General features: G+C 74.7%; 12 protein-coding genes. 5 read left to right on the top strand and 7 right to left on the bottom strand.

From position 1 onward, the window contains the following. The first annotated feature begins 28 nt into the window (after positions 1–28). Positions 29–952: a hypothetical protein gene (locus ABD879_RS11975; protein ID WP_345020545.1), complete on the top strand. Its 924-nt coding sequence runs from the start codon at positions 29–31 to the stop codon at positions 950–952. Positions 953–1,003: 51 nt separating this feature from the next. Here the strand turns inward: ABD879_RS11975 and ABD879_RS11970 are convergent, their stop codons facing one another. Together ABD879_RS11970 and ABD879_RS11965 are read right to left on the bottom strand one after the other, a co-directional pair. Further along, positions 1,004–1,381 (bottom strand): DUF3037 domain-containing protein, encoded by a 378-nt coding sequence (locus ABD879_RS11970; protein ID WP_345020543.1) that lies wholly within the window; start codon positions 1,379–1,381, stop codon positions 1,004–1,006. After that, a complete protein-coding gene (locus ABD879_RS11965; protein ID WP_345020541.1) occupies positions 1,378–2,211 on the bottom strand; it encodes a HipA family kinase in 834 nt (277 codons plus the stop codon). Before ABD879_RS11965 ends, ABD879_RS11970 begins: the two co-directional genes overlap by 4 nt. Before the next feature lie 60 nt (positions 2,212–2,271). Here ABD879_RS11965 and ABD879_RS11960 point away from each other — a divergent pair, with 60 nt between their 5' ends. Then, positions 2,272–2,931, top strand: coding sequence for a cyclase family protein (locus ABD879_RS11960; protein WP_345020539.1), 660 nt, complete (start codon positions 2,272–2,274; stop codon positions 2,929–2,931). A 14-nt stretch (positions 2,932–2,945) separates the two neighbouring features. Here the strand turns inward: ABD879_RS11960 and ABD879_RS11955 are convergent, their stop codons facing one another. The 3 genes from ABD879_RS11955 to ABD879_RS11945 form a co-directional block, all read right to left on the bottom strand. Continuing rightward, a complete protein-coding gene (locus ABD879_RS11955; protein WP_345020537.1) occupies positions 2,946–3,827 on the bottom strand; it encodes a TIGR03619 family F420-dependent LLM class oxidoreductase in 882 nt (293 codons plus the stop codon). Positions 3,828–3,895: 68 nt separating this feature from the next. After that, positions 3,896–5,146, bottom strand: coding sequence for an LLM class flavin-dependent oxidoreductase (locus tag ABD879_RS11950; protein WP_345020534.1), 1,251 nt, complete (start codon positions 5,144–5,146; stop codon positions 3,896–3,898). After that, the gene (locus tag ABD879_RS11945) at positions 5,143–5,982 is read right to left on the bottom strand and encodes an alpha/beta fold hydrolase (RefSeq protein WP_345020532.1); all 840 of its coding nucleotides are present in this window, start codon (positions 5,980–5,982) and stop codon (positions 5,143–5,145) included. Before ABD879_RS11945 ends, ABD879_RS11950 begins: the two co-directional genes overlap by 4 nt. A gap of 157 nt (positions 5,983–6,139) precedes the next feature. On the opposite strand from ABD879_RS11945, the gene ABD879_RS11940 reads away from it, so the two are divergent. After that, entirely contained in the window at positions 6,140–6,970 is an 831-nt protein-coding gene (locus ABD879_RS11940) for an LLM class F420-dependent oxidoreductase (protein WP_345020530.1), read from the top strand. Positions 6,971–6,983: 13 nt separating this feature from the next. Here the strand turns inward: ABD879_RS11940 and ABD879_RS11935 are convergent, their stop codons facing one another. Together ABD879_RS11935 and ABD879_RS11930 are read right to left on the bottom strand one after the other, a co-directional pair. Further along, positions 6,984–7,538: a DUF4870 domain-containing protein gene (locus tag ABD879_RS11935; RefSeq protein ID WP_345020528.1), complete on the bottom strand. Its 555-nt coding sequence runs from the start codon at positions 7,536–7,538 to the stop codon at positions 6,984–6,986. 74 nt (positions 7,539–7,612) lie between these two features. Then, positions 7,613–8,710: an alcohol dehydrogenase catalytic domain-containing protein gene (locus ABD879_RS11930; protein ID WP_345020653.1), complete on the bottom strand. Its 1,098-nt coding sequence runs from the start codon at positions 8,708–8,710 to the stop codon at positions 7,613–7,615. A 259-nt stretch (positions 8,711–8,969) separates the two neighbouring features. On the opposite strand from ABD879_RS11930, the gene ABD879_RS11925 reads away from it, so the two are divergent. Together ABD879_RS11925 and ABD879_RS11920 are read left to right on the top strand one after the other, a co-directional pair. Next, positions 8,970–10,250, top strand: a complete 1,281-nt coding sequence (locus ABD879_RS11925) for an ABC transporter substrate-binding protein (protein WP_345020526.1) — start codon at positions 8,970–8,972, stop codon at positions 10,248–10,250. 32 nt (positions 10,251–10,282) lie between these two features. After that, positions 10,283–12,248 (top strand): ABC transporter permease (locus ABD879_RS11920; protein WP_345020525.1); only part of this gene is annotated, 1,966 nt, incomplete at its 3' end.

The raw sequence follows: 12,248 nt of genomic DNA, 5'->3' as shown, positions 1-12,248 counted from the left end.
CGGCCGTTGCCCTGTCTACCGGAGGCCGATGATGACGGTGCAGAGCGTCACGACGGAGGACGACCTCGCCCAGGTACTGCGGTACGGCCCGTTCAACGTGGCCCTGCACGCGGCGATCCAGGCCCGCGGGCTCAGCCTGGAGGCCCTGCGGCGGCGGCTGGAGGAGCAGGGCATCGCGGTCAGCCTGTCCACCCTCAGCTACTGGCAGCGCGGCCGCACCCGCCCCGAACGCGCCGACTCGCTGCGCGCGGTGCGGGCGCTGGAGGTCATCCTCGGCCTGCCCCGCCACTCCCTGCTCACCCTGCTGAAGCCGACCGCCGAACGGTCGGCCGGCCCCTGGCTGCCGGTGGAGGCGCTGTGCCCCGAGCCGGGCGTGCGCGACCTGGTGGACGAGATCGGCGAGCGCGGCGAACGCCTGCTCACCGGGCTCAGTTTGCACGACCAGTACGTCCTCGGCCCCGACCGGGAGCTGCGCGAGGTGCGCACCCGCGCGGTGTTCCAGGCCCAGCAGCGCGGCGCCGACCGGTGGATCGCCGTCTACCACCACCCGCACGGCGTGCTGCCGACCTCCCGCACCGCGCACGGCTGCCGCTTCGGCCGGGTCCGCATGGACGGCGCCAGCGGCCTGATCGCCGCCGAGCTGCTGTTCGACCGGGCCCTCGGCCGCGGCGAGACCTACCTGCTGGAGTACGGGTTCGGCTTCGAGGGGGCCGGCGGCCCGCCCGTCACCGAGGAGGGCCGCGGCTTCCGCACCCCGCAGCACGAGTACCTCATCGAGGTGCGCTTCCACCCGGCCGCCCTGCCCGCCCGCTGCTACCGCACCTGGCGCCCCGACGCCCGCACGGCGCTGAAGGACTCGGCCGACCTGCGCCTGTCCGCCTACCACAGCGTCCACTTCATCGAGTTCGGCATGGCCGCCGGCTACCACGGCATCCGCTGGGAGTGGACCTAGCCGCGGACCCCGCGCCGGACGCGGCGTGCGGACCCGGCGCCGGACCTGGAGCTATCTGACGAGCAGGTCGAGGAGGCGGGTCAGCTCGGCGGCCGGGTCGTCGGTGAGGCCGGCGTGGACGGGCCCCGGCTGGACGATGGTGCTGCGCGGGGCGGTGAGCCAGCGGAAGCGGCCGCCCGGGGGCTCCCCGGCGGCCTGTCCGGCGCGTTCGCCGCCGCAGCACAGGGCGTCCACGGCGTGCAGGGCCTTGCGGACCCCGTCCAGGTCCAGGGACGGGTCGAGGGCGAGCAGGCGGCGTTCGTCCAGGTGCGTGCGGCAGCCCAGGAAGTCCTTGGCGCGGCAGTAGACGACGACGCCCACGTTCATGGCCTCGCCGCGTTCCACCCGGGGGACGACGCGCAGCGTGGCGTACTCGAAGACGGTGCTCACCGGGAGCCACCCCCGCCCAGCCAGCTCGGGCGCTTCTCGCCGCGGCGCGTGCCGGTGTCGGGCCGGCGGTGCGCGACGTCCAGCTCCGGCAGCCAGTCGCGGGGCTCGGCGGCGCGGGCGAGCAGCAGCTCGACGTAGGCGTCGCGGGCCGCGTCCGCGCCGTCGAAGTGGGGGTCGCCGTCCAGCCAGCGGTCGGGCACCAGGCCGAGGACCTCCCGCAGGAGGGCTTCGGTGATGCGGGGCGCCAGCTCGGCCTCGGCGTCGGCCAGCGCGGTCGCGTAGGGGGTGAGGACGTGGTCGTCCACGTCGTACGGGCCGGAGAACACGCGGGAGGCGTTGGCCCAGGCGTGGTGGAAGTACAGGCTGGCGCCGTGGTCGATCAGCCACACGTCGCCGTGCCAGACCAGCATGTTGGGGTTGCGCCAGCTGCGGTCCACGTTGCCGATGAACGCGTCGAACCACAGCACCCGGGAGGCGAACCCGGCGTCGGGCGTCCAGCCGAGCGGGTCGAAGCCGAGCGAGCCGGGCAGGAAGTCGACGCCGAGGTTCCAGCCGGTGGACGCCTTGAGCAGGTCCTGCACGTCGGGGTCGGGTTCGTGCCGGCCGATCGCCGGATCCAGATCGATGATCACCTGGTCGGGCACGCGCAGGCCCAGGCGGCGGCCCAGCTCCCCGGCGATCACCTCGGCGACCAGGGCCTTGCGGCCCTGCCCGGCACCGGTGAACTTCATCACGTAGGTCCCGAGGTCGTCGGCCTCCACGACGCCGGGCAGCGATCCGCCCTCGCGCAGGGGCGTCACGTATCGGATGGCGGTAACGAGCGGCAACACGCGATCACGCTATCCGGTGCGGGCGCCGTCCGGGGGCCGGGCCGCTGGGAGGATGGGCGCATGGCGACGCTGGTGGACCTGTCGGTGCCCCTCGTGACCGGGATGCCGGTGTACCCGGGCGACCCCCGGGTGGAGATCGGCCCGGCGCTGACGGCGGCGCGGGACGGGGTGAACGTGCAGCGGGTGCACCTGGGCTCGCAGTCCGGCACGCACGTGGACGCGCCGTACCACGTCGACGACGCCTGGCCGCGCCTGGACGAGCTGCCGCTCGACCGGTTCACCGGCCCGGCGGTGGTCATGGACGCGCGCGGGCTGCCGCCCCGCACCGCGATCGGGCCCGAGGCGCTGCCGGACGGCCTGGCGCCGGGCGTGGTGCTGCTCGTCGCGACCGGGTGGTCGGCGCGGTGGGGGAGCGAGGAGTACCTGGCGCACCCGTACCCGGCGGTGGAGACGGCCGAGGCGATCGCGGCGGCGGGGGTGCGCACGGTCGGCATCGACGCGCTGAGCGTCGACCGCACCCCGCCGCCGGGCGAGGAGTCGTTCTCGCTCGCCGTGCACCGGGTGCTGTGCGGCGCCGGGGCCGTGATCGCCGAGAACCTCACCGGCCTCGACGCGCTGCTGGAGGCGCAGGCGGCGGGGCGGCGCGTCGAGGTGTCGCTGTTCCCCATCCGGCTGGACGGGGACGGCGCGCCGGTCCGCGCGGTCGCCCGGCTGGACTGAGCACGTCTCGGCGATCACATCTTGGCGATGACCTCCTCGGCGAAGCGCTCCATGGCGGCGAGCTTGAGCGCGAGGCCGCGGCCGTGGCGGGCCTTCTCCTCCGGGGTGGCCGGCCACCATGGCGCGGCCATGGTGCCGGTGACGCCGCGGTCGGCCCACCTGCGGTAGAGGTCGGCGCTCGGCGGGGCGCCGATCGGCGCGATCACCTCCAGGTCGTCGAGCGCGCGGCCGTGGTCGGACAGGTGCCGGGCGAGGCGGGCGAGCACGTCGGCGAGCTGGTCCTCGGTGTAGACGCGGTTGCCGATCCAGCCGTCCCCGAGGCGGGCGGCGCGGCGCAGGGCGGCGTCGCTGTCGCCGCCGATGTAGACCGGGACGGGGCGGCCGGGGACGGGCGCGATGCTCAGCGGCCCGAAGTCGTAGTGGGCGCCGTGGTGCTCGACCGTCCCGCCCCGCCAGAGCGTGCGCAGGGCGGGGATCATCTCGTCCAGGCGCCTGCCGCGCGTGTGGAAGTCCTGCCCGGTCTGCAGGAACTCGTCCTTGCACCAGCCGACGCCCACCCCGAGGATCGCGCGGTCGCCCGACAGGACCGCGGCCGTGGACACCGCCTTGGCGACGGTGAACAGGTCGCGGGCGGGGGCGATGTAGACGTTGGTGGCGAAGCGGACCCGTTCGGTGACGGCGGCCATCGCGCCGATCGTCACCCACACGTCCGGCCAGTGCGTGCCGGGCCCGTACGGGGGCGCGCCGGTGTCGCTGTAGGGGTAGGGGGACCGGTAGTCGGCGTAGAAGATGTGGTCCGACACCGCGACCGCGGCGTACCCGAGCCGGTCGGCCGCCTGCGCCAGCGGGACGTACTCGCGGGCGTCGACGAACGCGGCGCCGAGCCAGAACTCCATGCGCGTCTCCTTCCACGGCGGCCTCCCCGCCCGGGCCCCGGGAGGCCGGGGCCCGGGCAGGGGGGAGGTCAGTCCTGGAACTCGGGGATGACCTTGGTCGCGAACATCTCCAGGTTGCGCTTGACCGTGTCGGTCGGCAGCACGCCCTGCTGGCCCTGCATGAACAGGCCGAACCACTCCAGGTCGGGCATGCGGTCGAGCATGCGCTGGATGCCGCGCTTGACGTCGTCCGGGGTGCCCAGCAGCGCCAGCTCCACCTCGCTCATGCGCTTGAAGTCGCCCTTCTCCGGCGAGATGGGCCGGTGCCGGTCGTCCTCCTTCTTGCGCAGCACCTCCAGGTAGCCGAAGGGGCCGAAGAACGCGGCGAAGTCCTTCTGCATGCCCTTGCCGTAGATCTCGATGGCCTCCTCCTTGGTGTCGGCCATGCCGACGACCTTGAGGATGCCGGTGTGCTCGCCGAGCTTGTAGTCGCGTCCGGCCTTGGCGCACTCCTCCTGGTAGAGCCTGGCCTTCTTGGCGTGCTCGTCGGGGTTGGGGGTGAACATCCACGGCAGGATGTCCTCCTGCGCGCAGCGGATGACCGACCGGTCGGAGATGGTGAACGGCTGCCACAGCTCCGGGTGGGGGTTCTGGTAGGGGCGCGGGCACACCGACACCGACCGGATCACGCCGTCGTCGTCGATCTCGCCGGGGGCGCCGAACGTGCGGGTCCACTCGGCGGCGGGCCAGCCCTCGATGCCGCTGTAGGGCGCCGGGATCTCGTAGTCCAGCACGTCGCTCTTGTAGCGCAGCGAGTCCTGCGTCCACGCCAGCTTCATGATCTTCAGGATCTCGCCGAAGACGTCGAAGTTGCGGTTGTCGGACGCCGAGCCGTCGGAGCGGGCCGCGGCGGTGTGCCAGCGCTGGCCGAGCACGTTCATCCACCGGTTCTGGTAGCCGCGCGCCACGCCCAGGCGCAGCCGGCCCTTGGAGAAGTGGTCCAGCAGCGCCACGTCCTCGGCGGCGCGGATCGGGTCCCAGGCGGGCAGCACCAGCCCGAGCGGGGCCAGCAGGATCCGCTCGGTGCGGGCGGCCAGGTCGGTCAGGAACATCAGCGGGTTGACCGAGAACTCGAACCCCTCGGAGTGGAAGTGGTGCTCGGTCATCATCAGCGCGTCGAACCCGATCTGGTCGGCGTGCACGGCGATGTCGCGCACCTCGTCCAGCAGCTTCTGGTAGGACTCGACGTCGCGGCCGATTGGCCGCCGGGCCTTGGCGTTCTCCTCGGCGGCGTACCCGGATCCGGGGATCTGGGGGTTCATCATGATCGCAAACTTCACGCGGGCATCTCCTTGTCGAGCGTGTCGAGCCGGTCGAGTTCGGCCAGCCAGGCGGTGGCGACGTGCAGGAACTCCGCCGGGCGCTCGGCGTGCAGCCGGTGCCCGCCGCCCGGCCAGACCAGGGCGCGGGAGGCGGGGTGCTTGAACAGGCCGCGCTCCCAGTCGGCGGACTCGGCCCGGGCGTGCGACCAGCACGACAGCACCGGGCAGGCGCGGCGGGCCAGGTAGGCGTCGGCGGCGGGGCGCACGCCGAACTGGTCGTCGCCGGAGAACATCCCGGCGAACCCCTCGGCCAGGGCGTGCGGCGCCGTCCCGAGGATCTTGCGGCGGTGCCACTCGCGCAGCCACGGCGGCGAGGCGGCGGTGTAGCACCAGGCGTCGTTGGCCAGCGCGGTGCCGTACGGGTCGGCGCGCAGCCCCTCGATCATCGCGGGGAACGCGGCGGCGACGTCCGGCGGCTGCCCGTAGCCGGGGTCGACGCAGACCAGGGCGCGCACCCGGCCGGGGTGCTCGACGGCGAGCGCGCTGACCACCAGGGCGCCCAGGGAGTGCCCGAACGCGGTGACGCGCGGCACCTCCAGGCGGTCCAGCAGGCGCACCAGGTCGGCGGCCAGCTCGCGCGGCCGGTACCCGGCCTCCGGCGCCGAGGAGTAGCCGTGGCCGCGCAGGTCGGGGGCGATGACGCGGTGCCCGGCGGTCAGCCGCGGCAGGTGCGGCACCCAGTCGTGGGAGTCGGCGCCGAGGCCGTGCACCAGCAGCAGCGGGACGCCTGCGGCGGCGGGCGGCCCGTCGTCGGTGTAGAACAGGCGGACCTCGCCGAGCTCCGCGAAAGGCATGGCCCCTCCGAAACGGTCCGTCCGGACCGCGGTCGCCGACATTCCCGAACAAGCGCACGCTACATCAATCGCGGTTACCCGAGCAATCGCTTGGTTAGGATGGTGGCGCGGTCCCGGGAGAAGCGGACGGGACCGGGATGCGGAGGGGAGCGCGCGGATGCGGCTGGGGATCACGATGTTCGCCACCGACCTGACGGTGCCGCCGCACGAGCTGGCCCGCGCCGCCGAGGAGCGCGGCTTCGCCTCGCTCTACCTGCCCGAGCACACCCACATCCCGGTGTCGCGGCGCACGCCCCCGCCGACCGGGGACGAGGTGCTGCCCGAGGAGTACGCCCGCACGCCCGACCCGTTCGTCGCGCTGGCCGCCGCCGCTGCCGTCACCGAGCGGATCGCCCTCGGCACCGGGGTGTGCCTGCCCGCCCAGCGCGACCCGATCGTCACCGCCAAGGCCGTCGCCACGCTGGACCGGATCTCGGGCGGACGGGTCGTGCTCGGCGTCGGCTACGGCTGGAACGCCGAGGAGGCCGCCGACCACGGCGTGCCCTGGACGCGCCGCCGGGCCGTCGTGCGCGAGCACGTGCTGGCCATGCGCGAGCTGTGGACGCGCGACGAGGCGTCCTTCGCCGGCGAGTTCGTGTCGTTCGAGCCCTGCTGGTCGTGGCCCAAGCCCGCCGGCCGCGTGCCGGTGCTGCTGGGCGGGGCGCCCGGCCCCACGCTGTTCGCGCACGTCGCCGAGTACGGCGACGGATGGATGCCGATCGGCGGGGCGGGCGTGCGCGAGGCGCTGCCCGCCCTGCGCGCCGCGTGCGAGGCCGCCGGGCGCGCGATGGCGCGGGTCGTGCCGTTCGGGACGCTGCCGACCCCGGAGAAGCTCGACTACTACGCCTCGCTCGGGATCGACGAGGTGGTGCTGCGCGTCCCCGCCGGGGGCCGCGACGCCGCGCTGGCCGTCCTGGACGACTACGCCGCGGCCTACCTGGACCGCTAGCGCCCGGCTCGGGCTAGCGCACCATCCGGAAGCACAGCCACGTCGGGAAGCGGTTGGCGACCCCCTGGTGGGCGCGCACGGCGCCCAGGATCAGCAGCACCCACTGCGCGACCATGTGGAACAGCAGCACCGGCACGAGGCAGATGACCAGCGGCGCCGGATGCTGGAAGACCACCGCCAAAACCCCGCCGACCGCCAGGGCGATGATGATGTGCAGCAGGTAGGTGAGCTGCACGTTGAGCGACTGCGCGGCGTGGTGCCGCACGAACGGCGACTCGTTCTTCTTGACGAAATACAGCACCAGCGGCGCGAGGAAGCCCACCGCGATCGTGAGCACGTAGCACATCAGCGCCCAGGTGGTGTCGTCCGGCCTGACCGGGCCCTGCGGGTTCGGGGGGACCCCGGGCGGCCCGTACCCGTACCCCCACGGCGGCTGCGGCCCCCCGCCGTAGGGGTATCCGCCCCCGGGACCCGAGCCGTAGCCCGGGGGAGGCGTGTATCCGGGAGGCGGCGGCGCTCCGGGCGCCTGCCCATAGGGGGAGTGGTACGGAGGCGGCTGGTCGTTCACGTCGTTCCTCTCGCCGGCGGGAGGTCAGCAGGAATCTATACGAGCCCGCCGACACCGCAGGCGAGTCGCTCGAGTCACTCGAAGACGACGACGGAGCGGGCCACGGCGCCCGACCGGACGTGCGCGACCGCCTCGTTGATCTCCTCCAGCGGGACGCGCTCGCTGACCAGGCCCGCCAGGTTCAGGCGGCCGCGCCGGTAGAGGTCGACCAGCAGGGGCAGGTCGCGGGCGGGCACGGCGTCGCCGCCCTGGGTGCCCATCAGCCGCCGGGACGCGAACAGCCGCCCGGCGGGCAGGCGCAGCTCGGCGTCCGCGGCGGGGCTGCCGACCATGACGGTGGTGCCGCCGGGCCGGGTGGCGGCGAACGCCTCGGTCAGCACCTGCGGCGCGCCGGTGACGTCGAAGGCGTAGTCGACGCCGCCGCGGACGATCCCGCCGACCCGGCGCGGCAGGTCCCCGGCGGGCAGCGTGTGCGTGGCGCCGAACTCCTCGGCCAGCTTGAGCTTGGCGTCCACCACGTCCGCGGCGATGATCGTGGTGGCCCCGGCCAGCACGGCGCCCTGCACCACGTTCAGGCCGACGCCGCCGCAGCCCGCCACCAGCACGCTGGCGCCGGGCTCGACCCGCGCGGTGTTGAGCACCGCGCCCACGCCGGTGACCACGCCGCAGGCGGTCAGCGCGAGCAGGTCGAGCGGCGCGTCCTCGGCGACCTTGACGCACATCGCCTCGGCCACCACGACCTTTTCGGCGAACGCGCCGATGCCGATATAGGGCCGCACGGGCCGGCCGTCCACCGACAGGCGGGTGCTCCCGTCCGGCATCGTGCCCGTGATCGCGGCCAGCCGGGCGGGCCCCGAGCACAGGTGCGCGCGGCCGCGGGCGCACTCGCGGCAGCGCCCGCACGGCCCGTTCATCGCGACGATCACATGGTCGCCGGGCCGGACCGCGGTGACGCCGGGGCCGACCTCCTCCACCACGCCCGCGCTCTCGTGGCCGAGCACGCACGGCAGGTGCGACACCACCGGGCTCGTGCCGTCCAGGGCCTTCAGGTCGGAGCCGCAGACGCCGGACGCGGCCACCGCGACCCGCACCTCGCCCGCCGCGGGGGCCTGCACCTCGACCTCGGCGACCTGCAGCGGGGCGCCGAACTCCCGCAGCAGCGCCGCGCGCATCACCGTGCTCGCCACGTCGCTCACCTCCGCGCAGCACGCTAGCACCAAGCATTTGCTTGGTCGAGTGCCCCGGGCGCGCCCGGTCCGGCGGCGGGCGGCGCGAAGCCGCCGTTGACACGTTCCGACCGGCCAACTTACGCTCACGCCCAAGCGAGCGCTAGGTCGTTTCGCGGTGTCGGGGGCCGCGCCGGGACCGCGTCCCGGCGGCGGGGGCGCGGCGGCCGCGGCTCGTCCACGCCGACCCGTGCCCGGAGGCGCGATGAAGACCAGCCCCACGCTCCGCTCCCCGTCCGCGGCCCCGCCCGCCGTCCTGCCCGCCGCCGCGCTCACCCTGCTGACCTGCCTGACCGGCTGCGCGACGAGCAACGAGGCGTCCTCGGCCGGGTCCGGCGGCGCGCCCGGCGTCACCGGCGACACGGTGAAGGTCGGCGGCGTGCTCACCGTCACCAGCGCCACCGGCTACTCCACCGGCGGCGCCGAGCTGGGCGCCAAGGCCCGCTTCGCCCGCGCCAACGCCGAGGGCGGCGTGCACGGCCGCAAGATCGAGTTCATCGGCGTCGAGGACGACGGCATGACCCCCGACAAGGGCGCCGCGGCCGCCCGCAGGCTCGTCCAGAAGGAGAAGGTGTTCGCGCTGGTCCCGGTCAGCGCCCCGCAGTTCGGCGGCGCCGAGTTCCTGGAGCAGCAGGGCGTGCCGTGGCTCGGCTGGGCCACCGGGCCGTTCTGGTGCGGCAGGCGCACCGCGTTCGGCTTCAACGGCTGCCTGGCGCCCGGCCCCGGCCACGGCACCCAGACCTGGTGGGGCAACCAGGTCGCCGCGCAGCTCGGCGGCGCCCGGGGCAGATCGGTGTGGGTGCAGGCCACCGACTCCTCCGCCAGCAAGTACGGCGTGCAGACCATCTCCAAGTCGTTCACCGCCGCCGGGTTCACGCTGGCCGGAACGTCGGCCGCGCTGCCCGCCCAGTCCCCGCCGCAGGACTGGTCCCCCTACGTCAACAAGATCATGAAGAGCGCCGGCGGGAAGGCGCCCGACGTGGTGGTGTCGGTGATGGCCGGCGGCAAGTTCAACTCCGGGCTGTACGCGGCGCTGAAGAAGGCCGGCTACCGGGGCCTGATCACCGACGCCACGTCCTACGACCCGCACGTGCTGCGCGACCCGCAGACCGCCCGCGCCCTGGACGGCGTGTACGCGGCGCCGCAGTTCGAGCCCTACGAGTCGACCGCGTCCGAAGTCGCCCGGCTGAAGGAGGACGTGCGGCGGGCCGGCGGCGCGGACGCGGTGCTCGACCAGCACGTCGCCACCGGCTACTGGAGCGCCGAGGTGTTCCTGAAGATGCTGGAGAAGGCGGGCCGCGACCTCACCCGCGAGTCGTTCTTCAAGGCCGCCGAGAACTTCTCCTACGACAACGGGGGCTTCGGCCGGGTGCGGTTCCCGTCCGGCAAGACCGAGCCCAACGGCTGCGGCGCCCTGGTCCGGCTGCGGGACGGCAGGTTCACCGTCGCCCAGCACCTGCGCTGCTTCGCCAACACCGCCCTGTGACCACTCCCCGCCGCGCACCCCGGAGGTGACGGGTGAGCGAACTCGTCGGCTACGTCCTCAGCGGCCTGGTGACCGGCGCGGTGTTCGCGCTCATGGCGTCCGGGCTGACCCTGTCCTACTCGGCCACCGGCGTGTTCAACTTCGCGCACGGGGCCGTCGGGTTCCTGGCCGCGCTGCTGTTCTTCGAGCTGACCGCCGGGCTCGGCTGGCCGGTGTGGGCGGCCGGGCCGGCGACCGTGCTGGTCGCGGCGCCCCTGCTCGGGTACGCGCTGCACCGGCTGATGTTCCGCGGCCTGGCGTCGGCCGGGGAGACCGCGCAGATCGTCGCCACCATCGGCCTGGCGATCGCGCTGCCCGCCCTGGGCCTGTGGACGGTGGACGTGCTGGTCGGCACGTTCGGCGCCGACCTGCCCCGGGTCACCGAGGGCGCCGCCGCGCGCGGCCTCGGCCCGCGCCCGGTGCGCACCTGGCACCCGTTCGGCGGGCTGACCGTCGACTCCGACCAGCTCACCACGTTCGCGCTGTCGGCGCTGGCCGCCGCCGCGCTGTGGGCGGTCATGCGGCACACCCCGCTCGGCCTGCGGATGCGCGCCACCGTCGACCGGCGCCGCCTGGCCGAGCTGCGCGGCGTGGACGCGGGCGCCGCCTCCGCCCAGGCGTGGATGCTCGGCTCGGCGCTGGCCGGGCTCGCCGGGGTGCTCGCGGTGCCCGCGCTCGGCCTGGACTCCAACGCCTTCACGGTGCTGCTGTTCGCCTCGGCCACCGCCGCGGTGTTCGGACGGCTGCAGTCCATCCCCGTCACGTTCGCCGCGGGGCTCGGGCTGGGCGTGGTGCAGAACCTCGTCGCCGGATACGCCGACTTCGCCGAGAAGGTCACCGGCTTCCGCACGGCCGTCCCCGCGATCCTGCTGTTCGCCGGGCTGCTGGTGCTGGGGCGTTCCCGGGAGCGCCTGGCCGGCTCCATCGCCGAGGACGCCCCGCCGCCCGACCACCTGGCCGGCCTGCCGCGCTGGCGGCGCGTCCTGCCGTGGGGCGCGGCGGTCGCGGCGCTGCTGCTGTGGACGTTCACGATCGGCGGCGACTACTGGGTGGGGCTCGTCGCGCAGGGCCTGGTGCTGGCGTTGATCTTCTGCTCGTTCGTCGTGGTCACCGGCCTCGGCGGCATGGTCAACCTGGCGCAGGCGTCGTTCGCGGCGCTGGCCGCCCTGACGGCGGGACTGGCCTTCGGCAAGGGGCTGCCGTTCCCCGCGGCCGTGCTGCTCGGCGTGCTGGCCGCCGTCGCCGCGGGCGTGCTCGTCGCCCTGCCCGCCCTGCGCCTGGGCGGCCGCGTCCTCGCCCTGGCCACCCTCGCGCTGGCGCTGCTCGCCGACCAGGTGCTGTTCCAGATCGACGCGTTCAGCAACGGCACCGTCGGCTGGAGGCTGCCCGCCGTCTCCTTCGGGATCACCGACACCAACGACCCCCGCACCCGCGTCGTCGTGCCGCTCCTGCTCATCGGCGCGGTCGCGCTGCTGGTGCGCAACCTGGAGCGCTCGGCGTCCGGCCGGGCCATCCTGGCGGTGCGGTCGGCGCCGGCCGCCGCGCTGTCCGTCGGCATCTCCGCCACCCGCGCCAAGATCACGCTGTTCGCGCTGGCGTCCGCCGTCGCGGGGCTGGGCGGCGTGCTGTACGCCACGTTCAACGGCCAGATCACCGCCACCGACCTGCCCGCGCTGACCGGGTTCGTGTGGCTGGCCGTCGTGGTGCTGCAGGGCGTGCGGCGCGTCGGCGGCGCCGTGCTCGGCGGGCTGGTCATGGCCCTGTTCCCCGAGGTGCTGGACGACGTCACCGACTCCCAGCACGTCGGGATGATCCTGTTCGGGCTCGGCGGGGTGGTCCTGGCCTGGCACCCCGACGGCGTCCTGTCCCAGTTCGCCGAACTCCGCCACCGCCGCCGCGAACGCACGCCGCCGCCCGCCGGCGCGCCGCCCGCGGCCGTGCCCGCCGCGCCGCCGCCCG

This window comes from Actinomadura keratinilytica, from assembly GCF_039539665.1.
GTDB lineage: Bacteria > Actinomycetota > Actinomycetes > Streptosporangiales > Streptosporangiaceae > Spirillospora > Spirillospora keratinilytica.
This window is presented reverse-complemented; position numbering and strand designations above follow the sequence as displayed.

What these genes read in the sequence shown, in the direction of transcription:
- ABD879_RS11975 (WP_345020545.1), top strand. Translation starts at nt 29, where the DNA reads ATGATGACGGTGCAGAGCGTCACGACGGAGGACGACCTCGCCCAGGTA.
- ABD879_RS11960 (WP_345020539.1), top strand. Translation starts at nt 2,272, where the DNA reads ATGGCGACGCTGGTGGACCTGTCGGTGCCCCTCGTGACCGGGATGCCG.
- ABD879_RS11955 (WP_345020537.1), bottom strand. Translation starts at nt 3,827, where the DNA reads ATGGAGTTCTGGCTCGGCGCCGCGTTCGTCGACGCCCGCGAGTACGTC.
- ABD879_RS11945 (WP_345020532.1), bottom strand. Translation starts at nt 5,982, where the DNA reads ATGCCTTTCGCGGAGCTCGGCGAGGTCCGCCTGTTCTACACCGACGAC.
- ABD879_RS11940 (WP_345020530.1), top strand. Translation starts at nt 6,140, where the DNA reads ATGCGGCTGGGGATCACGATGTTCGCCACCGACCTGACGGTGCCGCCG.
- ABD879_RS11930 (WP_345020653.1), bottom strand. Translation starts at nt 8,710, where the DNA reads ATGCGCGCGGCGCTGCTGCGGGAGTTCGGCGCCCCGCTGCAGGTCGCC.
- ABD879_RS11925 (WP_345020526.1), top strand. Translation starts at nt 8,970, where the DNA reads ATGAAGACCAGCCCCACGCTCCGCTCCCCGTCCGCGGCCCCGCCCGCC.